The organism is Variovorax sp. 278MFTsu5.1 (genome assembly GCF_048305045.1).
GTDB lineage: Bacteria > Pseudomonadota > Gammaproteobacteria > Burkholderiales > Burkholderiaceae_C > Variovorax > Variovorax guangxiensis.
The window spans coordinates 2,851,387-2,876,854 of sequence record NZ_CP157622.1 but is presented as its reverse complement, the minus strand read 5'-3'; the positions used below and the strand labels follow the sequence as shown (position 1 = coordinate 2,876,854).

Sequence of the window (25,468 nt, the reverse complement as noted above, 5' to 3'; positions counted from 1 at the left end):
CCATCCAAAAGAGCCAAGATTCGCCAAAACGACCAGGCCATGATGACCCAGCCCCAAGCACCGAAGGACGTACCGGGAATCGACCGGGCCAGGAAGACGCCGCTGTTCCGGCAGATCTACGAGCGCTACCGCAGCGCCATCGAGCAAGGCACGCTGCGCCCCGGCGACCGCGTCGCCTCGGCGCGCAGCCTCGCGGCCGAGCTCGGCGTGGCGCGCGGCACCATCGAGGCCGCCTACAACCAGCTGACCGGCGAAGGCTATTTCTCTTCTCGCGGACAGGCGGGCACGGTGGTGTCGCCATCGCTGCCGCAGCATCGGCCGGCAAGGCGGGAGCCGCCCCGCGGCATCGACAAGCCGGCGCCCGATGCGCTCAAGCACCCGGGCGAGCCACCGCTCATGCAGCTGGGCATCCCGGCGCTCGATGCGTTTCCGCGCAAGCTGTGGTCGCGCCTCGCCGCCCGCCGCGCGCGGGCCATGAACGCGGCCGACATGTTCTACGGCGACCCCGGCGGCTACCCGCCGCTGCGCGAAGCCATCGCGGCCTACCTGCAGGTGTCGCGCGGCGTCTCGTGCCATGCCTCGCAGGTGCTGGTGACGGGCGGCTACCGCGCCTCGCTCGCGCTCGTCGCGCGCACGCTGCTGAAGAAGGACGAGCGCGTGTGGATCGAGGACCCCGGTTTTCCGCCGACGCAGGAGGTGTTGCGCGCTGCCGGCCATCGCACGGTGCCGGTGCCCGTGGACGAAGACGGCCTCGTCGTCGCGCGCGGCCTGCGCAAGGCGCCCGAAGCCCGGATGGCTGTCGTGACGCCTTCACACCAGGCACCGCTGGGCGTGTCGATGACGCTCGCGCGGCGGCTTCAGCTGCTCGACTGGGCCTCGAAAGCCGGCGCCTGGATCGTCGAGGACGACTACGACGGCGAGTACCGCTACGCCGGCGCACCGCTGCCCGCGCTCAAGAGCCTGGATGGCCACGACCGCGTGCTGTACGCCGGCAGCTTCTCGAAGGTGCTCTTCCCCGGGCTGGCGCTGGGCTACCTCGTCGTTCCCGAATCGCTGTGCCCGCGCTTCGAGGAATCGGCGCGCACATGGTCGAACGGCAGCCCGCAGAGCACGCAGGCAGTGGTGGCCGACTTCATGCGCGAGGGCCACTTCCCGCGCCACCTGAAGAAGATGCGCCTGCTCTATGCGCGCCGCCGCGCGATGCTCGTTGCCGCGCTGCAGAAGGCTTTCGGCGATGCAGTGCACCTCGACCTGCGCAGCGGCGGCATGCACCTCATCGCGCGCTTCGACGGGCGCGAGGAAGACGACGTCGCGCTGGCCCGCCGCGCGCAGCAGGCGGGGCTCAACTGCCAGCCGCTGTCGGCACGCGGCGTCTCGGGGCCCGGCGCGCAGGGCCTGCTGATGGGCTTCACCAACATCGCGACCGCCGCCGAGGCCAACCGGCTCGCTGCCAGGCTGCGTGCGGCGCTGGGCTGAATGGCCGGCGTCAGGCGTCGTCGTCGCCGGCCGCCGCGCTTCGGTCCTTGATGCGCGTGACCTGCGACAGCACAGCGTCTTCCGCCGTCATGTCCGGCCGCTGCCCCTTGTAGACCGGCTGCTCGAACTTGCCGCCGGCATAGCGGTAGAGATAGCGCACCTCCACCAGCGTGCCCACGGCCGGCAGCGCCTCGTTGGGCGGCACCGTCACGTTGCCCAGGTCGATCATTTCGCCGCCATCGTCGCGCAGTCCCACGGCCACCGAGCGCTGGGCGTTGACGCGGATCACTTCGCAGGTCGCGCTCTGGTTGAACTTGAACTTCAGGCTGCTCGTGCTGCGGCCCGCGGCGAAGGGTGCGTCGAGCGACTTGAGCACATAGCCTTCGCCGTGCGCGGCCAGCAGCTCGGCGGCACGGCGGCGCTTGCCCTCGGCCGTGAGCTCGAGTTCGAGCAGGCTGATCCACGGCATCGACGGCGCGACCGTGCGCAGATGGCCGAATCGCTCGATGAAGGGCGCGCCGCGCAGGTCCTCGCCGTGCAACTCCAGGAGGTCGAAGGCCATGAAGGCATCGCCCACGTGCTCGCCCGCGATCACGGTGCGCCCAGGCTGTGCTGCGGCCGCTGCGAGCCAGGCCTGCGGAATGTCGACGAACAGTCCGCGCCGGTTGGTGCCGCGCACAGTCTCGCCCTCGATCAGCAGGATGCGGTTTTCTCCATCGGCCTTTTCCTGCAGGCCCCAGCCCGGGTCGTCGAAATAGCGCGCGGCCTGCTCCTCGAGGATCAGCGTGGGCAGCTGCGGCAGCTCCCCGCTCACGCGGCCAGCAAGGTCGGTGGAGGTGTAGAGCGCGCCGGACTGGTCGGTCGTGTAGCCCTTGGAAGTCTTCTCCTTGACGACCTTGTCGTAGATCTTCAGCGCGGCCTCGTAGGCGACCGGGCTGCTGGTCTTGGTGCCGGTGGAAAGCGTGCCGCCGCGCCGGCCGTTGCCGTAGTCGACCACCCAGCCGTCGCCCTTGGGCCGAAGGTGCACCTGGTAGACCTTGTCCGAGCCTGCGCCCGTGAAGTAGAGAAAGCTCGACTGCGGAGTCTGCGCGGTGTTCGACATCTGGAGAATCGCTGCGTGGTTGCCGGAGCGCGCATGCTACACAGGCAAGAGCGAAGTGATCGCCGTTAACTCCGCAAACGCCCGCTAAGATGCGCGGCGACACAAGAAAGCAGCACAAGCACCAACCGAAGGCAGGGGAGGCCTCCGCGTGAAGCGCATTCGCTCAGAGAAATTGATCCGCACGAAGCCCGGCGTGGCAGGCGCCGCCGGCTTCAGCACAGTGGAACTGTTCGCCCTGCCGGAAGCTCCCGGCCATGTGGTGCACGTGAGCACCAGCCGCGACGGGCTGCAATGGAAGGAAACGGTCTTCACCCCGTCGCCGCTGCCCTTCGAGGCAGCCAGCACAGCATTCGAGCATGCCGTTACCGCGCAGATCGCGCAGGGCTATGTGCCCGAAGGCTCCGCCGCACCGGCTCCGGCGGCAACCCCGCCCACCGCTGCCGCCATCGCGCACCCCGGCGACGCCGTGCTGCTGGCAGCCATCCGCCCCGACGCATGGCGGCTGCTGCCCCCGGTGCGCCGCACCCGAGTCGTGTGGCGCATCGGCGAACGCCGGCTCGCTGCCGCCGTGCCGCAGCTCATCGATCACATCGAGACCGGCGAGCCGATGCTCGACTACTGCATCGCCTGGGCCGTCGGCCGATGCGGCGACGCTGGCGCCTTCGAGGCGATGCGCGAGCTGTCGAAGCGCGGACGCACGCCGGTGGTCACGCGCGCCGCGCGATGGGCAGCGCTCGCACTCTGGCCCGAGGAGCAGCGCGCAGCCGAGGCGGCGCGCATCATCGACGACTGGCCCGCGCCGCTGCGCCGCGCCTGGGCCGCGATGGGCGAAGTGCCCATCGCACAGGCCATGCCGCTGCTCCAGCAGCATCTGGCCGACCCGGCGCTCTGGAACGGATTGAAGTACGCCGTCTGGGTCGAGCAGCTCTTCGACCTGTCGCTGCTCGAAGGCCGCCGCGCCGACGGGCTCGCGCATGCCGCGCTGCTCCAGATCGCGCCGACGCTGCAGCTCGCGGCCGGCAGCTTCCGCGCATGGCGGCGCCTCTACAAGGGCGCGGAGTTCGCGGGCGACTATGACCTGCTCGGCGTGCTGCACCAGCGCCTCGAAACGCAGCGCGCGGCATTCCGCACCGGCGGTCGCTGGGCGCAGGTCAACGGACGCTACGTCGAAATCGCCAAGGAAATCGTGCGGCCCGACAGCCGTCTCGCCTACAGCCAGCGCACGCGCGACTACCTGCGCCGCCGCACCTGGCGCAACCTGCGCAGGCTTGCCCTGGCCGGCGCGGCCGATGAAGCCGACTGGCTCCGGCTCGCCATGGGCGTGCTGCTCGCGGCCGACGACGCCGAAGCCGGCACCGCCGGCCAACAGCGCGAGTCGCGCTGGACGCCCGAGCCGCGCAGCTGGCACACCGGCCCCTACAGCCGGTGGCTGGTACTGATGCAGCTGCTGCACCGCCACGACCCCGAATGGGAAGCCCAGCGCGGCGGCCTGCAGTGGCGCCGCGGCACGCCGCTGCCCGCGCAGCGCCTGAACCGCACCGAAGCCTGGCCCGAACGCTGGGATCGCCATCCGCAGGCACTGCTGCAGCTGATGCAGCAGGGCCGCTGCGCCGCCGTGCACGCCTTCGCCGCGCGCGCGCTGCAGGACAACAAGCCCTTCTGCGAAGCGCTCGAAGCGCCCACCGTCTGGCGCCTGCTGGCCAGCACCTGGGAAGACACGGCGCGCTTCGCGCTGGGCATCGCACGCCAGCGCATCGCGGCGGGCGAAGCCCCCCTGCCCTGGTTGCCCGCGCTGCTGGGCTCCCCGCTGGCCGAGGCGCGCACGCTCGCGCTCGAATACATCGGGCAGGACCCGGGCCTCTACAGCCAGCAGGTCGGCCTGCTGCTGATGCTGCTGACCTCGGCCGACGCCGAAGTGCGCCGCGCCTCGCGCCTGCTGCTGCAGGCCGCCGCGCCGAACCCTTCGACGCTCGATGTGCTTGCCTCCGAACTGCTCTCGTGGCTGTCGGCCTGCGATGCCGCGCAGCCGCAGCTCGACGCCATCTGCGAGAACGTGCAGTGGGCTCTGCAGGGCCTGCTGCGCACGGCTGCCGCCAAGGCGCAGCTCGACCGGCTGCTGGCGCTCTTCGATCATGCGAGCTCCGATATCGTGCGCACCGCCGCCGAATGGCTGCTGCTGCATCCGGCCTCGGTACAGGGGTTGCCGGTGAGCGTGCTCACGCGGCTGCTGCAGTCCGACGACGAGCGCCTGCGCGGCGCCGGCGTGCGGCTCTTCACCTCGCTGCCCGACGAGTCGCTGGTCACCCAGCCCGAACTCTTTGCCGCCTTCTGCAGCAGCCCGATGCCGGTCGTGCGTGCCGCCGTCGCACCGCGTCTTGCGCAGCTGCTGCCCGCGCACCCGGCCTTCGCCGCCGCGCTGATGCCGCTGCTGCGCGACGAGCTGTTCCGCGCCGAAGCCGCCGAGGGCGTGTTCGATTCGCTGCTGCAATGGCTGTGCGGCCCGCTGGCCGAGCACACGCGCCGCGGCGAGCCCGCCGTGACGCTGCGCCTGCTCGAAGCGCGCAGCAAGGGTGCTCAGCGCCTGGGCGCATGGCTGCTGCCGCAACAGAATGCATCGAGCTTCAGCGTGCTGCAGACCGCGAGCTTCGGCCTTGTCGACACCGCCGCCGCGCGCCATTGGGCCACCGAGCAGCTGGCAGCGAGCCCGGAACGCACGCTCGCCGAACTCGGCGACGCGCTGCGCATCTTCGACAGCCGCTGGGACGACGCGCGCGACTGGGCGCGCCAGTGGTTCGGCGCCCAGGGCGAATCCAGCCTGTGGACGCCTGCGCTGCTCGTGCGCCTGTGCGACCACAAGGACGCCGGCGCCCAGCGCCTGGGCCGCGAGTTGCTCACCACGCATTTCGACGTGACCGACGTCACCACCTACATGCTGCAGCTGAGCCAGCATCCTTCGCCGGGCATGCAGCTCTTCGTGACCAACTGGCTGGCCTCGGCCGCGAGCCGCAATGCCGACGTGCTCGCGCGGCTGGAGCCCTACTTCCTCAGCGTGCTCTCGCAGGCCAACCGGGGCCGGCTGGCCAAGGCGCGCGTCATGGAGTTCCTGGCCGCGCAGGCGATGCACTCGGAAGACATCGCGCGCATCGTCGCCCGCGTGTTCGCACGGCAGGCCGTGACCGGCGCGATCACGGAGCGCGCGCAATACGTGGCGGGGCTGCGCAGCATCCAGGAAGCCTTCCCCGGGCTGGACAACCCCTTGCAGACCGCGCCGGTGCGCAGCATTGCGCCGCGCCGCGCGCCTCCGCCCTCTTCCTCCGCCCTGACCGGAGGGCCCGCCGCATGAGATTCCAGTACCGCTACTTCGGCCATTCAGGCGCACAGCACACGGCCAACAGCACCGCGCTGCAGTTCGCGCCCGATACGCTGCGCGCGCCGGTGCACTTCGTCGCCGACATCAACCGCCACCTGCCGTTCCGCGAAGGCATGTCGGCGCTGCACGACGTGGTGGTGGGCGACCTGCGCTTCAAGCCGCGCGACAAGAGCGCGTACCTCGAATGGCTGGCCGGGCAGGAGGGCCAGCTGCTCGCGCAGTTCATGGCGCGCAGCGACGAGTTGAAGGCGCAGATGGAGCCCATCAGCAAGGAGCTGGCCGAGCTGCGCAAGCGCAAGCAGTCGGTGCTGCAGCCCTTCATGAGCGCGCAGAAGCGCTACTTCGACCACCTCTACAAGGTCAACCGCGAGGCGTGGTTCGTGCTCGACCCGGTCATCACGGTTCACCCCGACCGCGTGTTCTTCGAGTGCTTCAGCCAGGACGAGTCGAGCTACGGCATGTTCTCGTGCAGCCACGACATCTTCGACCGGGTGAGCGACCATGCGTACGGCACCACCAACGTCGACTATTCGGAGTCGCTGTACGACGAGTTCCAGAAGATCCGCGACTACAAGACGACGCGGCTGGCCATCGACCCCGGCGGCTTCCAGGTTCAGAGCGACAACGATCCGGCCTTCCACGAGCCAAAGATCGACGTGCCCGACAGCTGGGTGCGCGGCTTCCTGCAGGTGAGCAGCGCGATGCTGCTGCCTGCGCACCGGCTGCAGCTGCACCCGATGGACATCCACAACATCTGCCTGGTGCTGCGCCGCCGCAAGGAGCGCGTGGGCCCGCGTTCGCTGCGCTTCGTGCTTCGGCCGGGGCAGCCGGTGCGCATCGTGTTCGAGCCCTGGGGCCACGAGCTGGTGTGCCCGCGCTCCACGCACAGTGCCGCCGCCGACATCGACATCCGCGTGTGGGGCCGGCGCCGCCTGCTGCAGCTCGAACGCCTGGTGCCGGTGGCACAGGGCTTCACCGTGCACCTGCTGGGCACCGGCATGCCCAGCTTCTGGGTCGCGCAGATGCCCGACATGGAATTCACCCTCGGCCTCTCGGGCTGGACCGCCAACGACTGGTCGCGCAACGGCCACTTCGAACTGCTGCAGCCGCGCCACACCGTCGACCAGGACAGCCTGCTGCGCGTGTTCGCGGCGCTGGGCGAACGCTGGCGCGCCACCACCGCCGAGCTGGCGGCGGCCACGGGTCTTTCGACGCTCACGGTCGATGCCGCGCTCGGCGGCTACGTGCAGGCCGGTCGCGTGGTCTACGACATCGCGCACGGCGTGTGGCGGCTGCGCGAGCTCAGCCGCGAGCCGCTGCCCATGGACAAGCTGCGCTACGCCAGCCCCGAGGAGGAAGCCGCGGCCGAACTGGTGCGCGCGCGCCGCATCGCGGGCGTGAAGACGCAGGCGCGCGCCGACGGCGGCGTTTCCATCAGCGGCAAGTGCAAGGGCGCGTCCGGGCAGCGCGAGTACTTCATGAGCCTGCAGCTCGACGCCGACCAGCGCGTCGCCTCGGGCGAATGCCAGTGCAGCCACTTCGTGCGCCACCGCATGACCAAGGGGCCGTGCGAGCACATGCTCGCGCTGCGCCTGTCGGCCGCGCCTTCGATCACCGCGAACACGACGACAACAACGACAGACCAGGAAAGGACCACCGCCCACATCGGCTGATACACTGCTTTTTGCGAACGGAGCGGGAAGGCTCTTGCAATCCGGTCGGCGTATCGCCGCCCTCGCATACAGCACTTCCCAAGCGTCACTGGACGTCTCTTCACTGTGCCGGATGGCCATGGTGACGCGACAACAGTGCGGCTTCCTCGAAGCTCATCGGCGTCACCATGGCCATCCGGCGTCGAGTGGAGCCCTCCAGTCCCGAGGCTCTTCGACGAGATTCCCGCTTCGTTCGCAACCTTTCTCTTCCAGCAGTGCATCGGCCGGTGGCGCAGCGCCATGACCATGCAGTCTCCCGCCTCCTCTTCTTCATCTTCCATTCCCGACTCCGCGCTCACCCGCGAGGAGCTGTACGAGCGCATCCGCAAGAGTTCCAAGCAGGAAGTCGTCCTCGAGGAAATGCAGCGCCTGGGCTTCTGGCCGCGCGACGCAGCGCAGCCGACGGTCGAGGAGCAGTTGATCCGCCGAGAGGGCGAGCTGCAGACGGCGCTCTCGAAGCTCGGCAGCGAACTGCGCGGCATCGAGGACCGCGACCGGGCCCTGAAGATCATGCGCAAGGAGCGCATGGCCCGTGCCCGCGAGCGCCGCGAGGAAACCCGCCAGCGCGCAGCACAAGGCCGCCATGCGCGCGCCGTGGCATGGCACGAGCGGCGCCAGCGCGAGTTGCTGTACGTGGGCGACGGCGTCTCGGGCGGCCTCAACGACGCCCACAGCGACAGTCAGGCGCTCGCGCGCAACGCCCTGCCCGCGCTGGACCACGCGAGCGATCTCGCGCAAGCCATGGGCATCGGCCTGGGCGAGCTGCGTTTTCTCGCATGGCATCGGGAGGTGTCGAGCGTGAGCCACTACCAGCGCTTCACCATGCCCAAGAAGAGCGGCGGCGAGCGCCACATCTCCGCGCCCATGCCGCGGCTGAAGCGCGCGCAGTACTGGGTGCTCGACAACATCCTCGCGAAGATGCCGGTGCACGAGGCCGCGCACGGCTTCATGCCGGGCCGCTCGATCCTCACCAACGCCGCGCCGCACGTGGGCCGCGATGTGGTCATCAACCTCGACCTGAAGGACTTCTTCCCCTCCATCGGCATGCGCCGCGTGCGCGGCGTGTTCCGCCAGCTCGGCTACTCGTCGCAGGTGGCGAGCCTGCTGGCACTGGTGTGCACCGAGGCGCCGACCGACGAAGTACAGCTCGACGGCAACCGCTATTTCGTCGCGCGCGGTGACCGCGTGCTGCCGCAGGGCGCGCCCACCAGCCCGATGATCACCAACCTGCTGTGCCGCCGGCTCGACGCCCGCCTGTCGGCGAGTGCGGCGAAGCTGGGCTTCCGCTACACGCGCTACGCCGACGACCTGACGTTCTCGGCAGGCCCCGAGCACAGCCGCGACACCGCCAAGCTGCTGTGGCGCGCAAAGCAGATCGTGGCCAGCGAGGGCCTCACGCTGCACCCCGACAAGCAGCAGGTGATGCGAAAGCACCGCCAGCAGCATGTGACGGGCATCGTCGTCAACGACAAGCTCTCGGTCGACCGCGACACCCTGCGGCGCTTCCGCGCGGTGCTGCACCAGGCCGAGCGCAACGGCCCGCAGGGCCTGCAATGGAACGGCAACAGCGACGTGATCGGCGCGCTGCGCGGCTATGCCAACTTCATCGCGATGACCGATGCGGCGCGTGGCGAGCCGTATCTGCAGCGCGTTCGCGCGCTGGCGGCGAAGCACGAAGGCGGCGCTGCACCGAAGACGCAGGCATCGCAGCGCAGGCTCGGCGCAGGCGAGTTCCGCAAGCAGTCCGCCGCGGGCAAGGCGCCATGGCCGGCGTGGTGGCAGCCGACGGAAGCGGCCGTCCCGGTGCTGGAGAAGACGGCCGAGCAGATCGCGGAAGAAAAGAAGGCGCAGCGCGAAGCGGCACGCCCGCAACCGGTCACAGCCGGCCCGGCACCAGCGAGCGCGCCCGCTACGGCACAGCCCGCTGCCGCGCCGGCTGCAAAGCAAGCACCGGGCGCACTCGCTCAGATCGGCTGGGTCGCCAGCATGATGCTGCAGGCCCTGTACGTCGTCAGCGTCTTCCTCTCGGGAACCAGTCCGCTGATCTGGCTGATGACGGGCGGCGTCGCCATCGGCAACTTCGTGCAGCGCAAGTCGGGCTGGCTGCGCTTCATCGTGGCGATCTTCATATCGTCGGCGCTGGCCTCCCTGGTCCACAGCATGAAGAACTGAAGGCATGTTCAGGGCCGACGCACCGATCACGCTGCGCCGGCTCTCGCGTGCCGACTTCGCGATGCTTTCGCGCTGGCTCAGTGAGCCGCATGTGGTGCGCTGGTGGAACCACGAGACATCGCAGGAAGCCATCGAGCGCGACTTCGGCCCTTCGGTGGATGGAACCGACCCGGCCGAGATCTACATCGCCTCCGCCGAAGGCCGAGACTTCGGCCTCGTGCAACGCTACACCTTCGAGGACAACCCCGGCTATCTCGAAGAACTCGCGCCTCTCGTCGAGGTGCCGCCCGCGGCGCTGAGCATCGACTACTTCGTCGGCGAACCCGATGCGCTGCGGCGTGGCCTTGGCGCGGCGATGATCCGCACGCTGGTCGATGCCACATGGCGCGACTACCCAGCTGCACCATGCATCGTGGTGCCGGTGTCGGCCGCCAACGCGGCCTCTTCTCGCGTGCTGGAGCGCGCCGGTTTCCATCGCATGGCCGAGGGGCCGCTCACGCCCGACAATCCGATCGACGGAACCGCGCATTTCGTCTATCGAATCGATCGGCCCGGCACCACGCAATGATCCGGCGCGTGCGCCAGAACCACGCGGCACTTCACAGCGCGCGGCAAGCCCGCTACATTCACCGCTTCGACAACCACGCAGCAAAGGAGGTACGAGATGGAAAACGCCGTAATTCATGCCCCCCATATCGTGCGGTTTGTCGGGCCTCATCTGAACTGATCGTCCAACAGCAAGCGCCGACCGCCTAGCCGGTCAGCCGTCGCGGCCACCCTCACCGGCCGCAGCGCCCACCGAACCGCCCCGATTCAAACAAGACGCCGCCGCAGGCACGCCCGTGCCTGTGGTGCCCCGTTCATTTGTCGAATCAAGGCAGCAACCATGCTTGAAAACAGTGCCGCGAACGCGCGGCATACCGTGACAACGGTATTCGATCCCCAGCGCGCGAGCGAAGCCGACTGGGCCAATTTCCTGACCTACTGGCGAGTGCGCGCCACGGAAGACTTTCCCGGCGATCCCGTCGCCCCCGATGCCGATACCCGGCACAACGTGCTGCGCTTCAATCCGCTGTACGAGTTCCACCGCGTGCTGGCCGTCGGAGCGCATGGCGAATTCATCGGCAGCCTGAGCGCGAGCTTCCGCCGCGAAGGCACGCCCGAGCACGAGGCCTTCGCGCCCTTCCTCGAAACCTGGGGCGGCGTGCTGCGCCCGCACCGGCGCCAGGGCGTGGCGAGCGCCCTGCTTCGCGCGCTGCTGGAGCTGATGGAAGCGCGCGGCAAGACCGTCGCGACCATCAAGACCCACCTGCCCGAGGGCCACGCATTCCTGCAGGCCGTCGGCGCCACGCAGAAGCACCGCAGCATCGAGAACCGCATGTATCTCGCGGATCTCGACTGGCGCGAGCTCGCACGCTGGCAAGCCGACGGCTTCGCACCCGCTCACGGCCTGCGCACCGAAGTGCATGCGGGCCGTGTGCCGATGGAGCGCCTGGCGACGCTGATGGCGCCGCTCTCCGCGCTACTGAGCGATGCGCCCACCACGCTGCTCGATCGCCCTCCGCTGCGCTACGAGCTGGAAGACTTCCCGCACTGGTACGCCGACATGGACCGGCGCGGCGGCGAACACTTCCTGGTGCTGCTGCTCGACGGCGACGAAGTGGTCGCGGTGTGCGAGGCCTCCTGGAACCTGCAATTCCCCGACCGCATGCACCAGCGGCTCACCGCCGTCGACAGGCGATGGCGCGGCAAGGGCCTGGCCAAGGGCGTGAAGGCCGCGATGCTGCAGCTCGTGCACGAGCGCCACCCCGAAGTGACGCTGGCCTACACCCACAACGCCGAAGTCAACGCGCCGATGCTTTCCATCAACCACCGGCTCGGCTACACGGAATACAGGCGCGACGGCTTCTACCAGCTGGGCACCAAGACCCTGCGGACCTACCTCTCTGGCCGGGAGGTACGCCCATGAAGGTACCCGAACGACTCCAGGCGCTGGTCGAAGAAGGCCTGATCGACTCCGTGGTGCGCCAGCTCATGAGCGGCAAGGAAGCCATGGTCTACGTCGTGCGCTGCGGCGAGGAAACGCGCTGCGCCAAGGTCTACAAGGAAGCCGACAGGCGCAGCTTCCGCCAGGCCGTGGACTACACCGAGAACCGGCGCGTGAAGAACAGCCGCGAGACGCGCGCGATGGCCAAGGGCACGCGCTTCGGCCGGCGCGTGACCGAGGCCATCTGGCAGAGTGCCGAAGTAGACGCGCTCTACCGCCTCGCTGCCGCCGGCGTTCGCGTGCCAGCGCCGCACAACTTCCTCGAAGGCGTGCTGCTGATGGATCTGGTGACCGACGCCCACGGCGACGCCGCCCCGCGCATCGGCGACGTGGCCTTCCGGCCCCGCGACGCGCTGCGCCACCACGCCAGCCTGCTGAGGGAGGTGGTGCGCATGCTGTGCGCCGGCATCGTGCATGGCGACCTCTCGGAGTTCAACGTGCTGCTGGCAGAAGACGGGCCCGTGATCATCGACCTGCCGCAAGCGGTGGATGCGGCTGGCAACAACCACGCGCAGCGCATGCTGCTGCGCGACGTGGCCAACCTGCGCGGTTTCTTCGGCCGCTTCGCTCCCGCGCTGCTGGAGACGAACTACGGCGAGGAGATCTGGCACCTTTACGAGCGAGGCCAGCTGCGCCCCGAGACGGAGCTCACCGGCCGCTTCGCGCAGGCGAGCGGCCCGGTCGACCTGCGCGGGCTGATGCGCGAGGTGCACGACGCGCGCGCCGAGGAAGAAGCGGCCCGTCGCTTTCGCATGCGCGCGCCACGACGACAATAGCCGGCGCGCCGACGATGCCCGTCCTGTTCCGTTCCGATGAACTCCTCCACCCTGCAGCCCTTCCCGTTCTCCCCCTCCATCGCCGCCCGGCAGGTCGCGAAGGCCGCCGCCTTCGTGGCCCTGGGCCTCGGCGCCGCGGCATCCCACGGCGCCGGCATCCGCCTGGAGGACGACCGGGGCACCACGGTCGAGCTGCAGGCGCCGGCCAAGCGCATCGTGTCGCTGATGCCCTCGCTGACCGAGACCGTCTGCGCGCTCGACGCCTGCGACCGGCTGGTGGGCATCGACCGCCATGCCAACTGGCCGGCCTCGGTGAAGGGGCTGCCGCAGGTGGGCGGCATCGACGACGCGAACGTCGAACGCATCCTCGCGCTCAAGCCCGACCTGGTGCTGCTGCGCCCTCGCAGCCGCGCCGCCGAGCCGCTGGAGCGGCTGGGCCTGAAGGTGCTGGCGCTGGACGCCAAGACCCACGCCGACATGCGCCGGGTGATGGAAACCGTGGCCCGTGCCACCGGCCGCCCCGGCGCGGGCGAGGCCTACTGGCGCAAGCTCGACGCCGGGCTGGACGCAGCCAGGGCCCGCGTGCCGGCCGGCTGGCAGGGCCGGCGCGTGTATTTCGAGGTGCATGGCGGCATGGCCGCGGCCAGCGAGAGCTCCTTCATCGGCGAGACGCTGGCCCGCCTCGGCCTCGGCAATGCCGTGCCGGGCACGCTCGGCCCCTTCCCGAAGATGAGCCCCGAGTTCGTGGTGCGCGCCAACCCCGACGTGCTGATGGTCTCGGCCCTCGGCGAGATCTCCGCCATGGCCTCGCGGCCCGGCTGGTCGGCCATGTCGGCCATCCAGCGCGGGCGGGTGTGCAGCTTCGCCTCGGCGCGCTTCGACCTCATGATGCGCCCCGGCCCCCGTCTCGACGAGGCGGCCGACGCGATCGTGGGCTGCCTGGCGTCTCTGGGCGAGCCCAGGCCCTGAGCAGATGACTGTCATCCGCCCGATCGAAACAGCGTCGACACTCCAGCGGCAAGACAACGCCAACAACAACGCGCCAGACGGCCCCTTCTCCCCTCCATGAAGCACCACAAGCGAACCTCGTCCACTCCCTTCGTCCGGGTCGGCCCCAGCGGCGTGCACGGCCTCGGCGCCTTCGCCACCCGCGACCTGCCGGCCGAAGCTTTTCTCGGCCTCTACGAAGGCCGCCGCTACACCAAGGCCGAGATCGCCACCAAGGTCTGGGACGACCAGCTCACCTACCTGTTCACCCTGTCGAACAACGAAACCATCGACGGAGCCAAGGGCGGCAACGCCACCCGTCACCTGAACCACTCCTGCGAGCCGAACTGCGAGGCAGTGGAGGAATACGACGAGGGCGGCGAACTGGTGCTGAAGTTCCAGACGCTGGTGGCGGTGGACGCGGGCGACGAGCTCTTCATCGACTACTCGCTCACCGCGGACGACGGCTCTCCGCCGTCGAAGTACCCCTGCCATTGCGGCTCGCCGAACTGCAGGGGGACGATGCTGGCGCCGCCGGAGGAGGCGCCAGTCGAAGCAGCACCTGCTGACGTGCAGCCCGCCTAGGCGCCATCCGCCGCCAGATAGCGCGCGTCCCAGTTTTCGGCCAGTTGCCTCGCGCGGTGCAGCGGCAAGCGCGCGGCCTCGAAGTCGACCACGCACACCACATCGGCCGACCCGGGCCGCTCGGGGCTTTCGCTGCTGCGGCCATCGGTCAGCAGCCACAGCCAGTTCTGCCGGGTTCCGCTCTTCGCAAGCAACTGGTCCGCGCGCCGCACGCCCAGCGCGAGGGGCGTGCCGCCGCCGGCCGCGATCGGCGTGATCCAGTCGTCGTTCCAGGCGCTGGCGCGGCGCGGCGGCAGGCGCAGCTCCACAACATCGCCCGCGAAGCACAGCAGCGCGACATGGTCGCGGCGCTGGTAGGCCTCCTGCATCAGCGCCAGCAGCAGGCCCTTGGCGCGAGCGAGGTTGCCGTCGTTGCGCATCGAGGCCGAGCAGTCGAGCAGGAAGCAATGGAGCACGCCACTGCGCGCTTCTTGTGGGCGATGGCGCAGATGCCCGGCGCGCAGCCGGTCGGCGCCGCGTGCCGCGAAAGTGCGCGGCCAGTCGAAGGCCGGGCCCTGCTTCGCGGGCCCGCGCCATGCGTCCCTTTGCGGGCCCTGCCTCCGGTCGCCCTGGCGTGCGCCAGCGGGCGGTGCGGCGTGCCGGAGGCTCAGGCTTTTTTTGGGGTTGGCTGCCGCTGGCGCGAGTCGATCAGCGGGCGCAGCGGCTTCACGCGCTCGATGCCGACGGGCTCGGGGGGCATGGCGCCCCAGTCACCGTCGTCCGGGCTGCCTGTGCTGTTCTTTCCGTCCGCATCGCTGCTGGCCTTGCCGCCCGCTTCGGGCGGCGCAGTCCGAGGAGCGGGAGCTTCGGCCTCCGGCTTGCGCCGGTGCAGCAGCACGGCCTCGGCCACTCGTTGCACATGGTCCGACGTGACGGCCGCAGCACCTTCCCACGCCGCAAGAGCACGGGCCGAGCGCAGCATCACGAGGTCGGCACGCAGCCCATCGACGGCTGCGGCGATGCACATCGCGCTCACCGCCTCGTGCACCGCATCGGTGTACGGCAGCGCCGCCGCGTCGGCCACGAGCGCGCGTGTACGCACCAGCGCCGCCGACAGCTCGCCCTGCGCCTGCGCATGCCTGTCGCGAAAGCCCTGCGGATCGGCATCGAAGGCCAGCCGCGCACGCACGATGGCCTGCCGCTCGGACGGGTCGTCGATGTTGCGCAGCTGGACGCACAGGCCGAAGCGGTCGAGCAGCTGCGGGCGCAGCGTGCCCTCCTCCGGGTTCATGGTGCCCACGAGCACGAAGCGCGCGGCGTGACGGTGCGAGATGCCGTCGCGCTCGACCACATTGACGCCGCTGGCGGCAGCGTCGAGCAGCGAATCGATGAGCGCGTCGGGCAGCAGGTTGATCTCGTCCACGTAGAGCACGCCGCCGTGCGCGCGCGCGAGCAGGCCGGGCGCGAACTGGAGTTCGTGGCCCGCCATCGCGCGGCCGAGGTCCAGCGTGCCGACCAGGCTCTCGAGGCTCGCACCCAATGGCAGCGTGACGAAGGGCGCGTCGGGCAGCAATTCGGCGAGCGCGCGCGCCGCGGTGGTCTTGGCGGTGCCGCGCGGTCCTTCGATCAGCACGCCGCCCAGGCCGGGATCGACGGCGGCCAGCAGCAGCGCCTGCCGCAGGTGTGGCTGCCCCGCTATCGCGGAAAAAGGAAAAGGCGCCGGCATGGCGGCGGCGGTGATCGTCATCGGAGGCTTCCTTCCATCCGCTGCTCGTGGTCGAGCAGCAGGTTCTCGAGCCGGGCGCGGTAGTCGCCGGGCGATTGCCAGAGGCCGCGCTGCATGGCTTCGAGCAGGCGGCTGAGCATGTCGTGCAGCGCGCGCGGGTTGTGTTCATTCACGAAGTCGCGGGTGGCGTCGTCGAGCACGTAGGCGTCGGCCACCATGGCGTACTGGTGGTCGCCGACCACGCGCGCGGTGGCATCGAAGCCGAACAGATAGTCGACCGTCGCGGCCATCTCGAAGGCGCCCTTGTAGCCGTGGCGCTTCACGCCGTCGATCCACTTCGGGTTGACGACGCGCGAGCGCACGACGCGGCCGATTTCTTCCTTCAGCGTGCGCACGCGCGGCGCCTGCGGGTTGCCATGGTCGCCGTGGTACATGGCCGGCTGGCGCCCGCTCAGGTGGCGCACGGCGGCCGCCATGCCGCCCTGGAACTGGTAGTAGTCGTTGGAGTCGAGCAGGTCGTGCTCGCGGCTGTCCTGGTTCTGCATGACGACGGTCATCGCGCGCAGCCGGCGCCTGAGCGCGTCGGCCGCCGGCACGCCGTCGCTGCCCTGCCCGTAGGCGTGGGCGCTGCCGCCGACGTAGGCTCTCGACAGGTCGTCGTCGGTCTGCCAGCTGCCATGGTCGAAGAGCGGCTGCAGGCCGCTGCCATAGCTGCCCGGCGCCGAGCCGAACACGCGCCAGCCGGCCTGCACGCGGGCAAGCTCGGGCGCCATGCCCTGCGCCTGCAGCACGGCGGTCTCGCGCAGGATGCGTGCGCGGATCGGGTTGCGCTCCTCGTCCTCGTCTTCCTGCGCGGCCACGGCCTGCACCGCTGCATCGAACATCTGTACGGCATTGGGAAAGGCGTCGCGGAAGAAGCCCGAGATGCGCAGCGTGACGTCGATGCGCGGACGCCCGAGCCCGACCGTCGGCAGCACCTCGAAATCGACCACGCGCTGGCTGCCCGGCGCCCACTTCGGCCGCACGCCGATCAGCGCGAAGGCCTGCGCCAGGTCGTCGCCGCCGGTGCGCATGGTGGCCGTTCCCCAGACCGACAGGCCCATCGCCGCCGGATAGTCGCCGTGCTCCTGCATGTGTCGCTCGACAAGTTGCGCGGCCGACTTGAGGCCCAGCATCCAGGCCGTGGGCGTCGGGATAGCACGGGTGTCGACAGCGTAGAAGTTGCGGCCGGTGGGCAGCACGTCGGGGCGGCCCCGCGAAGGAGAACCGCTCGGCCCCGGCGGCACGAAGCGGCCCTGCAGGGCGCGGGACAACTGGCGCAACTCCTGCGCGCCGCAGGCGTCGAGCGCGGGGGCCAGGCTTTGTGCGATGCGGCTCATCACGGCTGTTGTCTTCGGCAACCCGGGCGGGTACTCGCCGGCTTCGAGCAACCGCTGCGCCAGCAGCTCCAGCCGCTCGCGCGTGTCTCCCTGGTGCCGCCATGCCTCGGTGCTCACCGATTGCAGCAGCGCGGGGCGCGCGCCCTGCCAAGGCCGGGCCGCGTCGATGTCGAGCGGGTCGAAGGCGTCGTCCGGCAGAAGCTCTTGCGAGAGCGCGCCGAGCAGCCCGGCATTCGCGCCGGCGCCGTCCGCAGCCGGATAGCGCGCCAGCGCCAGCAGCGTGTCGCGCCGCAGCCGACCGCTCGGCGAAGCGCCGAACACGTGCAGTCCGTCGCGGATCTGCGTTTCCTTCAGCTCGCAGAGATAGGCGTCCACGCGCGCGAGCACGGCGTCGTCTTCCTCCGCGCCGGGCATGCCCAGTTCCTCGACCAGATGCTGGGCGCGAACGGCCGCGAGGATCTGCGCGCGCAGCACCTTCGCGCGGCGCGCGTCGACCAGCAGCGCGTCGTAGTACTCGTCGACCTGGCGCTCCAGGTCCTGCATCGGCCCGTGGTTCTCGGCGCGCGTGAGCGGCGGCATGAGGTGGTCGACGATGACCGCCTGCGTGCGCCGCTTGGCCTGCGCGCCCTCGCCCGGGTCGTTGACGATGAACGGGTACACGTTAGGCAACGGCCCGAGGATCGCGTCGGGCCAGCAGGACTGCGACAGCGCGATGCTCTTGCCCGGCAGCCATTCGAGGTTGCCGTGCTTGCCCACGTGCACCACCGCGTCGATGGCGAAGGCCTCGCGCAGCCAGAAATAGAAGGCCAGGTAGCTGTGCGGCGGCACCAGCTCGGCGTCGTGGTAGCTCGCGTAGTCGGCGGCGCCCAGGCTGCCGAGCGCCCGCGCGGGCTGGATGCCGACGAACACGCGGCCCAGCCGCAGGCCCGCGATCATGAAGCGGCCATTGCGCAGCATCGGGTCTTGTTCGGGGGTGCCCCAGCGTTCGTCGATGGCGGCCGCCATGCCATCGGGCAGCCGGGCCAGGCACGCCCGGTAGTCAGCCAGCGCGAAGCTCTGCCACGCCGGCCGCGAAGCCCATTGCGACGGGTCGTTGGCGATGCCTTCCTGCAGCCTGCGCATCAACGCGTCGCCATCGGCAGGCATCGCACCGGGGTCGCCAAGCGCATAGCCCTCGGCCGCCATCGCCTGCAGGATCGCCATCACCGAGGCCGGCGTGTCCAGCCCCACGCCGCTGCCGATGCGGCCTTCGCTGCCGGGATAGTTGGCAAGGATCAGCGCGATGCGCTTCTCTTCCGCGCGCAGGCTGCGCAGCCGGCACCAGCGCCGCGCCAGCTCTGCCACGAACGCGATGCGGTCGGGCTCGGGCTGGTAGTTGACCACCTCGGTCTGCGTGAGCTCGCAGCGATGCGACAGGCCCTTGAAGCTCACGGCCCGCGTGACGATGCGGCCGTCCATCTCGGGCAGCGCGATCTGCATCGCGATGTCGCGCGGGCGCAGGCCCTGGCTGTCGGCCAGCCAGTCCTCCCGATTGCCGCCGCTCACGATGACCTGGAGCACGGGCGCGTCGCCGGCGAGCTCCACGCCCTCGCCCTGGCCGCCCTGCCCCAGTGCCGCGAATGCGGTCGTGTTGAGCACGAGTTGCACGTCGTGCTCCGCGCACAGCTCGCGCAGCGTGGACAGGCACAGCGGGTCTTTGAGCGAATCGAGCGCGACGGGCAGCGGGTTCAAACTTTGCGCGGTCAACGCCGCTGCCAACGCATCGAAGGCGGCCGTATTGCCCGACAGCAGATGCGACCGGTAGAACACCAGCGCCACCACCGGCGCGCCCGCGTGCCACCGGGCGCGCAGATCATCGATGCCGGCCACCGTGTGCGAAGCACCCGCGCCGCCCGGCACATGCAGCGCCACCTGCGGCAGGCTGCGCGGCGGCAGCGGGGCCTCGCCATGGCCCAGGGCGTGGAAGGCGACCGCGCGCAGGAACTGCATCGCGTTGCCCGCCCCGCCGCTGCGCATGTACTGCCAGAGCTGGCGGCTCACGTCGCGCGACAGGGTGCCGCGCGCGAGCAGGTCTTCGTCTTCCTGCAGGTCGCCGGAGAACATCGCGAGCTGCTGGCCCTTGCGCCTGGCCAGCTTCTCGAGCTGCTGCAGCCCGTAGGCCCAGGCCGATTCGGCGCCCAGGTGGTCGACCACCACCACGCGCGCATGCTGCAGCACTTCGTCGACGTAGAGGTCGAGCGATGCCGGCTGGCGCAGGTACATGAGGTTGGCCAGCCGCAGCGACGGATAGCCTGGGTCGGTGGCCGCCAACGCAGTGCGCGCGGCGGCGAGCAGCGCGAGCGTGGTGTCGGCCGAGCTGAGCACCACGATGTCGCCCGGTGTCTGGTCGAGACGGGTGACGACGCTGTCGTCCTCGACGAAGCGTCCGGGCTGGGTGCTCAGCAGGTGCATGCGCTCGGGGCGTCAGGCGGTGGCGACGGCGCCCGCCTCTTCGAGCGCCTTGCGCAGCGCGCTTTCGTCCAGGTCTTCGCCGATGAACACCAGCCGCGTGCGCTGCGCCTCGCCGTCGCGCCAGCGGCGGTCGAAGTGGTGGTCGAAGCGCCGGCCCACGCCCTGCACCAGCAGGCGCATCGGCTTGCCCGGCACGGCGGCGAAGCCCTTCACGCGGTAGATGGTGTGCTGCTCGACCAGCTTGCCGAGCGCGGCCAGCAGGCTGTCGCGGTCCACGGGCGGCAGCTCGATCACGAGCGAGTCGAACTCGTCGTGGTCGTGGTCTTCCTCGTGGTCGTGGTGGCTCTCGCGCAGGTGGATGGTGTCCTCGGCCGCGCGTCCCTGGCCCAGCAGCAGCGCGAGCGGCAGCCGGCCTTCGCTGGCGGCGACGATCTTCACCTCGGGCGGAAGCTCTTCGCGCACCATCGCTTCGACCTTGGCGCGCGCCGCGTCGTCCATCAGGTCGGTCTTGTTGAGCACCACGAGGTCGGCGGCCGAGAGCTGGTCTTCGAACAGTTCGTGCAGCGGCGATTCGTGGTCGAGGTTGGGATCGGCGCGGCGGGCTTCGTCGACGGCCTGCGGGTTCTCGGCGAACTGGCCCGAGGCGGCGGCGGGGCCGTCGACCACGGTGACGACCGAATCCACGGTGAAGATGTTGGCGATATCCGGCCACTGGAAGGCCTGCACCAGCGGCTTGGGCAGCGCGAGGCCGGAGGTTTCGATGAGCACCGCGTCGAGCTCGCCGCGCCGCTCGGCCAGCTGCAGCATCACCGGCAGGAACTCCTCCTGCACCGTGCAGCAGACGCAGCCGTTGGCCAGTTCGTAGAGCGCGCCTTCGCGCTCGTTGCCTTCATCGTCGCAGCCGATGCCGCAGCCGCGCAGGATCTCGCCGTCGATGCCCAACTCGCCGAACTCGTTGACGATCACCGCGATGCGGCGGCCCTCGGCGTTGCCGAGGATGTGGCGCAGCAGCGTGGTCTTGCCGCTGCCGAGGAAGCCCGTGACGATGGTGACGGGAATCTTGGCGTTGCTTGCTTGTGTCATGGGAGAAGGTCTTTCAGGCGCCGCCGGCGATGGCGGCGGCGCGATGGGTGGGCGGCACACAGGCGCCCGGGCAGGCACCGCGGCGCCCGCGGGGAACGGAAGCGCGAGAGAAGCGCGGATCAGGCGCCGCCGTACAGGCGACGCTCGACGAGGGCGGTGCCCTGCAGCCGGCGCCATGCCTTGGCAGCAGCCAGCACGCCCAGGTCGACCAGCGGCTCGACCAGCACGACGGTCATGTAGGCAGCGCCGAAGCTGGCGATCTGGCTCATGTTCTCGATGCCGGTGCCGCGTCCGTACAGCGCCCAGAAGCCGACCCACACCACGATGCCGCCCTGGTACGCCACCGAGAGCTTGAAAGCCTCGCGGTAGCCGATGTCCACATAGGCCAGGTTCTCGGGAATGATGCGGCGCGCCAGCGCGGAAGTGGCGAACAGCGGCACCAGCAGTGTGGTGACGTTCATGCCGTACTGCGGAATGTCCTGCGGCTCGAAGAAGAGCCCCTGGATCAGCAGGCCGCCAGCCAGCCCGATGGCGGCGGGCGCGAGCCCGAACACCAGCAGCAGCGTGGTGCCCAGGATCAGGTGCACCTCCGACACGCCCACCGGGTGGTGCGGGAACACCTCGAAGAAGCAGAACACCAGCGCCACGGCGATGGCGGAACGCAGCGCCAGTGCGGCGGGCCCGTCCTTCATGAGCGTCTGGAACGCGACCTTGCCGGTGTAGGCAAGCGCGGCGGCTGCCGTCGCATAGCTGAGGAATATCTTGGATCCGTCGACTAGACCTGGTTCGATGTGCATCGAGCACCTCCTGAAATGCACCGCGGTGCGAAAGTTGATTGTTGGTGGATGGGCAAGCTCACGCAAGCCCCGCTCATGAACGCCGCAGCGCATGCCGCGCGCCCGGTTCGGCCGCCGGCTTCGGCTTTCGCCGCAGCCTTCGCCAGCCGATCACGGCGCCGCTGGCCGAAGCCACCGCGCCGACGATGGAAAGCAGCCACACCACGAGATCCCAGGCCGGCCGGTACTGGATGAGCCAGGGAAAGTCGAGGCTGTGCGCCGCGTTGAAGAGCCAGCGGCGCAGGCGCGAGTTGCCGTCGTTGCTGCCGGCCACCTGGCCGCTGGCCGGGTCGATGTAGATCCAGCTGCGCGCCGGGTCGTCGAATTGCAGGCGCCACACCGGCACGATGCGCTCGCGGTGGTGGCCGTACCAGTGGAAGTCCTCGCGGGTCTGCAGCACGGCTTCGGTGATGTTCGAGCCGGGCCGCAGGCGGGCGGCGGCGCGCAGGATGTCTTCCCTGGCGATGGCGGCCGGCTCGCCCGAAACCGCATCGACCACGCGCGAGCGCGCCTTCGCGTCGCGCAGCTGCAGCAGCGGCCTGCCGTCGAACCACAGCAGCACGGCCTCGCGCGGCGCGTCGGCGCCCTCGCCCGCCGGCAGCGTTGCTGGCGGCCACGGGAACGGCGAGGTACCGGCGCCCGTGTAGCGGGCCATCGCCGCAGCATCTGCGCCTCCGCGCTGGAACCAGCCGTTGGGGTTCATCGACAGCCAGCCGCTGATGATCCAGGTCAGCACGAAGAAGCCGCCGATCAGCCCGGCGATGTGATGCCAGGCCATCCAGCCCTTGTAGGGCGTGACCGAGCGGTTGCGGAAGCGCCGCCGCAGACGCACCCGCAGGATGCCGATGACGATGCCCGTCACCGCCGAGACGATGCAGGCAGCCGACAGCCACACCACCACGTCGTGCCAAAGCGGCGGATCGGCGCGCAGCGGCGTGAAGTAGATCCAGTGCGGCACCGAGCCCAGCCAGTTCCAGAAGCGCTCGGAGCGCGTGGTGTCGCGCACCACCTCGCCGTTGCGCTGCGACACGTAGAGCTCGGTGCCCGCCGCGTCGCCCACTTCGATGCGGTGCAGCGGACGCAGCGGGTTCAGGCCCTGCGGCACGGTCCACTGGTCACGCTCCAGCGTCTCGGCCCAGCGGGCGCCGGCATGGCCGGAGAAGTCGCGCGCGATGGCCTCGGCTTGCGCGGCATCGACCGGGCCGGGCATGCGGCCGTCGCGCGCCGAAACCGTGTGCCGCCCGCCGCGCGCATCGACGATGCGCCAGACGGGGCCGGCACCGGTTCCGCCCTGCATCTCCAGCACCATGCGGCGCGGAGGCTGGGCGCGCGCCTCCTTCGGCAGCGCTTCGAGCGCGGCCGAAGGCGACACCGCCGCCTGCCCGAAGCGCAGCGGCGAGAGGCCCGCTAGCCGCTCTTCATCCGTGAGGTTCGGATACCCCACGTACATCATCACCACGCCCGAGGCGAACCACATGACGAACAGCAGGCAACCGCCGATGCCCAGCCACCGGTGCGTCCAGTAGAGCCAGTGGCGGATGCGCGGCCAGGCGCGGCGCCATGCGGAGGTCATGCGTTCGTCCTGCCCGCGTTCGTCAGAAGTTGACCAGCGCCGACAGCTCGAAGGAGCGCGGACGCCCCAGCAGCCACTGGTTGCCACCGTTCGAGAACGACACCGGATAGCGCCGGTCGGCCAGGTTGTAGGCACGCAGCGCGAGCTTGAGCGATGGGTTCGCCTGCCAGCTCACGCCCGCGTCGGCCACGGTGTAGGAGCCGATCTTTCGCGAATTGGCCGAGTCGACCTGGCGCGGGCCCACGTAGCGCGCGCCGACATCGGCTTCCCACTGCGGCAGGAAGCGCCAGGTGAGCCAGAGGTTGGCGGCCTCCTCGGGCACGCCGGTGGGCGTGTTGCCCGCGCGAGAGACCAGCTTCCCGCCGACCACTTCGTTGAAGTCGTCGTAGCGCGCGCGCAGCTTGGCGACATTGGCCTCCAGCCGCAGCGTGGAGGTCAGAGCCAGGTCCAGCGTGGCCTCGATGCCTTCGGAAGACTGCTTGCCAACCTGTTGGGTGACGGTGGGGTCGATGGCGTCGCGCGAGAGCAGCTTGTTCTTCTCGATGCGGTAGGCCGCCACCGTCCAGGCACCGCGGTTGTCCGCGAGCTGGCGCTTGTAGCCGACCTCGACCTGCCTGCCGGTGCTGAGGTCGAAGGCCGCCTGCGAGGCCGAGGTGGTCACCAGCGAGCCCAGCGGATCGGCCGCGCGCGCCACCTGGGCGTAGAACGACTGCGAGGCGTCGGGCGCGTAGACCACGCCGAGGCGGCCGGTGGCGTACTCGAAGGTCTTGCCGAAGTTGTTGGCGGCGTTCTGCAGGTCGGTGCGCGCGATCTTCGCGTGGTCCCAGCGCAGGCTGCCCACCAGCGACCACTGCTGGCTGAAGGCCAGCTTGTCCTCGGCGAAGAAGGCGTAGGTGCTGGTCTTGGTCTTGTAGCGCGGCGTGTAGGCCACGGGCGAGGCGTAGTAGCCGGGGCTGAAGACGAAGGGGTCGACCACCGAGCGGCCGCCGTAGGGCGAGTCGTTGATGTGCGTGAAGTCGATGCGGTTTACGTCGAAGCCCACGAGCACCTGGTTGGCCAGGCCGAAGAGGCCATGCCTGAAGGTGGCGTCGGTGCGGTTGCCGATCTGCTCCTGGTCGTGGCCGATCTCCAGGTAGTCGCCGCGCGTCACGCGCCGGGTGGTGGCGCTGTAGGTGTAGGTTTCGCTGTTGCGCCAGTGGCGCTTGCTCTCCAGCCGGTAGAGCTGGTTGCGCACCGTCACGGCGTCATTGGGCGTCCACTGGGCGTCGAGGCGGGTCCACTTGTCGCGGTACTTGATCTCGGCGTCGTCCACGTTGAAGTTCTGGCGCAGGGTCTGGCTGCCGAGGCGGCCATCGATCAGCGGTACGCCGTAGTAGCGCTGCGGCGACTGGCGGCCCTCGTCGTGCGAGAGCGTGAACTGCAGCTGCGGCGACACGTCCAGCCGCACGGCCGCGCTCACGGCCAGGCTCTCGGCCTCGCCACGCTGCATGAAGCCGTCGGTGTTGCGCTGGCTGATGTCGAAGCGGTAGGAGAGCCTGTCGTTGATCGTCCCGCCGCTGCCGAAGGCGACCTGGCGGGTGGCATCGGAGCCCACGGAAACCAGCGCCTCGTTGCGGATCGGGCCCTTCGTGGGCTTCCTAGGCACCACGTTGATCGCCCCGCCGATGGCGCCCTCGCCGTACATCACCGAGGCTGCGCCGCGCAGCACCTCGATGCGGTCGGCCGACCAGGTGTCGAAGGGAAAGGTGACGGTGCCCGCGCCCGCGTACAGGCGCGTGCCGTCGAAGAGCTGCATCACCGAGCCATGGCCCAGGAAGCCGCGCGCTCCCAGTGCGGTACCGCCATTGCCGGGGCCGGGCGAGCCGGTGATGCCGGTGGCGCGGGTGACGGCGTCGATCACCGAGACGTCGCCACGCGCACGGATGGTGTCGCCCGTCAGCACCTCGACGCTGGCCGGCGTCTCCAGCGGCGTGAGGCCGAGGCGGCTGCCGGTCTGCGTGGGCTCGTCGATGGCCAGCGGCGTGTGACGCTCGGCGTCCACCTGGATGGGCTTGAGCGTCTGGCCGTCGGGCGTCTGCGCGAAGACCGCCGCACAGGGGCCCACGGCGAGCCCCCAACCCAGTGAAAGACTCGAAAGACCTGAAAACCGCGCCCAGCGTCGCAGCCGTTGTAGCGACGCTCTTCTGCGATCGCTCCCTCGCGACGCATGACCCA

General features: G+C 70.2%; 17 protein-coding genes. 9 read left to right on the top strand and 8 right to left on the bottom strand.

Features of this window, described 5'->3' with window-relative positions:
• The first annotated feature begins 39 nt into the window (after positions 1–39).
• Positions 40–1,476, top strand: coding sequence for a PLP-dependent aminotransferase family protein (locus ABL844_RS13325; protein ID WP_418131601.1), 1,437 nt, complete (start codon positions 40–42; stop codon positions 1,474–1,476).
• Between the two features lie 10 nt (positions 1,477–1,486).
• On the opposite strand, the gene ABL844_RS13320 is transcribed toward ABL844_RS13325, so the two are convergent.
• Complete coding sequence (locus tag ABL844_RS13320) at positions 1,487–2,578, bottom strand: ATP-dependent DNA ligase (RefSeq protein ID WP_418131600.1); 1,092 nt, start codon at positions 2,576–2,578, stop codon at positions 1,487–1,489.
• A gap of 148 nt (positions 2,579–2,726) precedes the next feature.
• Here ABL844_RS13320 and ABL844_RS13315 point away from each other — a divergent pair, with 148 nt between their 5' ends.
• From ABL844_RS13315 to ABL844_RS13280, 8 genes are all read left to right on the top strand, one after another.
• Positions 2,727–5,921: a hypothetical protein gene (locus ABL844_RS13315; RefSeq protein WP_418131599.1), complete on the top strand. Its 3,195-nt coding sequence runs from the start codon at positions 2,727–2,729 to the stop codon at positions 5,919–5,921.
• Positions 5,918–7,621, top strand: coding sequence for an SWIM zinc finger family protein (locus ABL844_RS13310; protein ID WP_418131598.1), 1,704 nt, complete (start codon positions 5,918–5,920; stop codon positions 7,619–7,621). Before ABL844_RS13315 ends, ABL844_RS13310 begins: the two co-directional genes overlap by 4 nt.
• 279 nt (positions 7,622–7,900) lie before the next feature.
• Positions 7,901–9,832 (top strand): reverse transcriptase family protein, encoded by a 1,932-nt coding sequence (locus ABL844_RS13305; RefSeq protein ID WP_418131597.1) that lies wholly within the window; start codon positions 7,901–7,903, stop codon positions 9,830–9,832.
• A gap of 4 nt (positions 9,833–9,836) precedes the next feature.
• The gene (locus tag ABL844_RS13300; protein WP_418131596.1) at positions 9,837–10,400 is read left to right on the top strand and encodes a GNAT family N-acetyltransferase; all 564 of its coding nucleotides are present in this window, start codon (positions 9,837–9,839) and stop codon (positions 10,398–10,400) included.
• Positions 10,401–10,718: 318 nt separating this feature from the next.
• Complete coding sequence (locus ABL844_RS13295) at positions 10,719–11,801, top strand: GNAT family N-acetyltransferase (protein ID WP_418131595.1); 1,083 nt, start codon at positions 10,719–10,721, stop codon at positions 11,799–11,801.
• Positions 11,798–12,655 (top strand): PA4780 family RIO1-like protein kinase, encoded by an 858-nt coding sequence (locus ABL844_RS13290; protein ID WP_418131594.1) that lies wholly within the window; start codon positions 11,798–11,800, stop codon positions 12,653–12,655. Before ABL844_RS13295 ends, ABL844_RS13290 begins: the two co-directional genes overlap by 4 nt.
• A gap of 36 nt (positions 12,656–12,691) precedes the next feature.
• Positions 12,692–13,624 carry an ABC transporter substrate-binding protein gene (locus ABL844_RS13285; RefSeq protein ID WP_418131593.1) on the top strand — a complete coding sequence of 311 codons (933 nt, stop codon included), beginning with the start codon at positions 12,692–12,694 and terminating at the stop codon, positions 13,622–13,624.
• Between the two features lie 96 nt (positions 13,625–13,720).
• Positions 13,721–14,227 (top strand): SET domain-containing protein, encoded by a 507-nt coding sequence (locus tag ABL844_RS13280; RefSeq protein ID WP_418131592.1) that lies wholly within the window; start codon positions 13,721–13,723, stop codon positions 14,225–14,227.
• Here ABL844_RS13280 and ABL844_RS13275 read toward each other — a convergent pair.
• The 7 genes from ABL844_RS13275 to ABL844_RS13245 form a co-directional block, all read right to left on the bottom strand.
• Positions 14,224–14,682 (bottom strand): vWA domain-containing protein, encoded by a 459-nt coding sequence (locus ABL844_RS13275; RefSeq protein ID WP_418131591.1) that lies wholly within the window; start codon positions 14,680–14,682, stop codon positions 14,224–14,226. The two genes, ABL844_RS13280 and ABL844_RS13275, sit on opposite strands and share 4 nt — an antisense overlap.
• 191 nt (positions 14,683–14,873) lie before the next feature.
• The gene (locus tag ABL844_RS13270) at positions 14,874–15,953 is read right to left on the bottom strand and encodes an ATP-binding protein (protein WP_418131589.1); all 1,080 of its coding nucleotides are present in this window, start codon (positions 15,951–15,953) and stop codon (positions 14,874–14,876) included.
• Entirely contained in the window at positions 15,950–19,762 is a 3,813-nt protein-coding gene (gene cobN / locus ABL844_RS13265; RefSeq protein WP_418131588.1) for a cobaltochelatase subunit CobN, read from the bottom strand. The genes ABL844_RS13270 and cobN overlap by 4 nt, the downstream gene beginning before the upstream one ends.
• Positions 19,763–19,774: 12 nt before the next feature.
• Entirely contained in the window at positions 19,775–20,845 is a 1,071-nt protein-coding gene (gene cobW / locus ABL844_RS13260) for a cobalamin biosynthesis protein CobW (protein ID WP_418131587.1), read from the bottom strand.
• Between the two features lie 119 nt (positions 20,846–20,964).
• Positions 20,965–21,642, bottom strand: coding sequence for an energy-coupling factor ABC transporter permease (locus ABL844_RS13255; protein WP_418131586.1), 678 nt, complete (start codon positions 21,640–21,642; stop codon positions 20,965–20,967).
• A gap of 73 nt (positions 21,643–21,715) precedes the next feature.
• Positions 21,716–23,254 carry a PepSY domain-containing protein gene (locus ABL844_RS13250; RefSeq protein ID WP_418131584.1) on the bottom strand — a complete coding sequence of 513 codons (1,539 nt, stop codon included), beginning with the start codon at positions 23,252–23,254 and terminating at the stop codon, positions 21,716–21,718.
• A gap of 22 nt (positions 23,255–23,276) precedes the next feature.
• Positions 23,277–25,358, bottom strand: coding sequence for a TonB-dependent receptor (locus tag ABL844_RS13245; protein WP_418131583.1), 2,082 nt, complete (start codon positions 25,356–25,358; stop codon positions 23,277–23,279).
• Positions 25,359–25,468 lie beyond the last annotated feature (110 nt).

What these genes read in the sequence shown, in the direction of transcription:
- ABL844_RS13325 (WP_418131601.1), top strand. Translation starts at nt 40, where the DNA reads ATGATGACCCAGCCCCAAGCACCGAAGGACGTACCGGGAATCGACCGG.
- ABL844_RS13320 (WP_418131600.1), bottom strand. Translation starts at nt 2,578, where the DNA reads ATGTCGAACACCGCGCAGACTCCGCAGTCGAGCTTTCTCTACTTCACG.
- ABL844_RS13310 (WP_418131598.1), top strand. Translation starts at nt 5,918, where the DNA reads ATGAGATTCCAGTACCGCTACTTCGGCCATTCAGGCGCACAGCACACG.
- ABL844_RS13305 (WP_418131597.1), top strand. Translation starts at nt 7,901, where the DNA reads ATGACCATGCAGTCTCCCGCCTCCTCTTCTTCATCTTCCATTCCCGAC.
- ABL844_RS13300 (WP_418131596.1), top strand. Translation starts at nt 9,837, where the DNA reads ATGTTCAGGGCCGACGCACCGATCACGCTGCGCCGGCTCTCGCGTGCC.
- ABL844_RS13295 (WP_418131595.1), top strand. Translation starts at nt 10,719, where the DNA reads ATGCTTGAAAACAGTGCCGCGAACGCGCGGCATACCGTGACAACGGTA.
- ABL844_RS13290 (WP_418131594.1), top strand. Translation starts at nt 11,798, where the DNA reads ATGAAGGTACCCGAACGACTCCAGGCGCTGGTCGAAGAAGGCCTGATC.
- ABL844_RS13285 (WP_418131593.1), top strand. Translation starts at nt 12,692, where the DNA reads ATGAACTCCTCCACCCTGCAGCCCTTCCCGTTCTCCCCCTCCATCGCC.
- ABL844_RS13280 (WP_418131592.1), top strand. Translation starts at nt 13,721, where the DNA reads ATGAAGCACCACAAGCGAACCTCGTCCACTCCCTTCGTCCGGGTCGGC.
- ABL844_RS13270 (WP_418131589.1), bottom strand. Translation starts at nt 15,953, where the DNA reads ATGACGATCACCGCCGCCGCCATGCCGGCGCCTTTTCCTTTTTCCGCG.
- cobN (WP_418131588.1), bottom strand. Translation starts at nt 19,762, where the DNA reads ATGCACCTGCTGAGCACCCAGCCCGGACGCTTCGTCGAGGACGACAGC.
- cobW (WP_418131587.1), bottom strand. Translation starts at nt 20,845, where the DNA reads ATGACACAAGCAAGCAACGCCAAGATTCCCGTCACCATCGTCACGGGC.
- ABL844_RS13255 (WP_418131586.1), bottom strand. Translation starts at nt 21,642, where the DNA reads ATGCACATCGAACCAGGTCTAGTCGACGGATCCAAGATATTCCTCAGC.
- ABL844_RS13250 (WP_418131584.1), bottom strand. Translation starts at nt 23,254, where the DNA reads ATGACCTCCGCATGGCGCCGCGCCTGGCCGCGCATCCGCCACTGGCTC.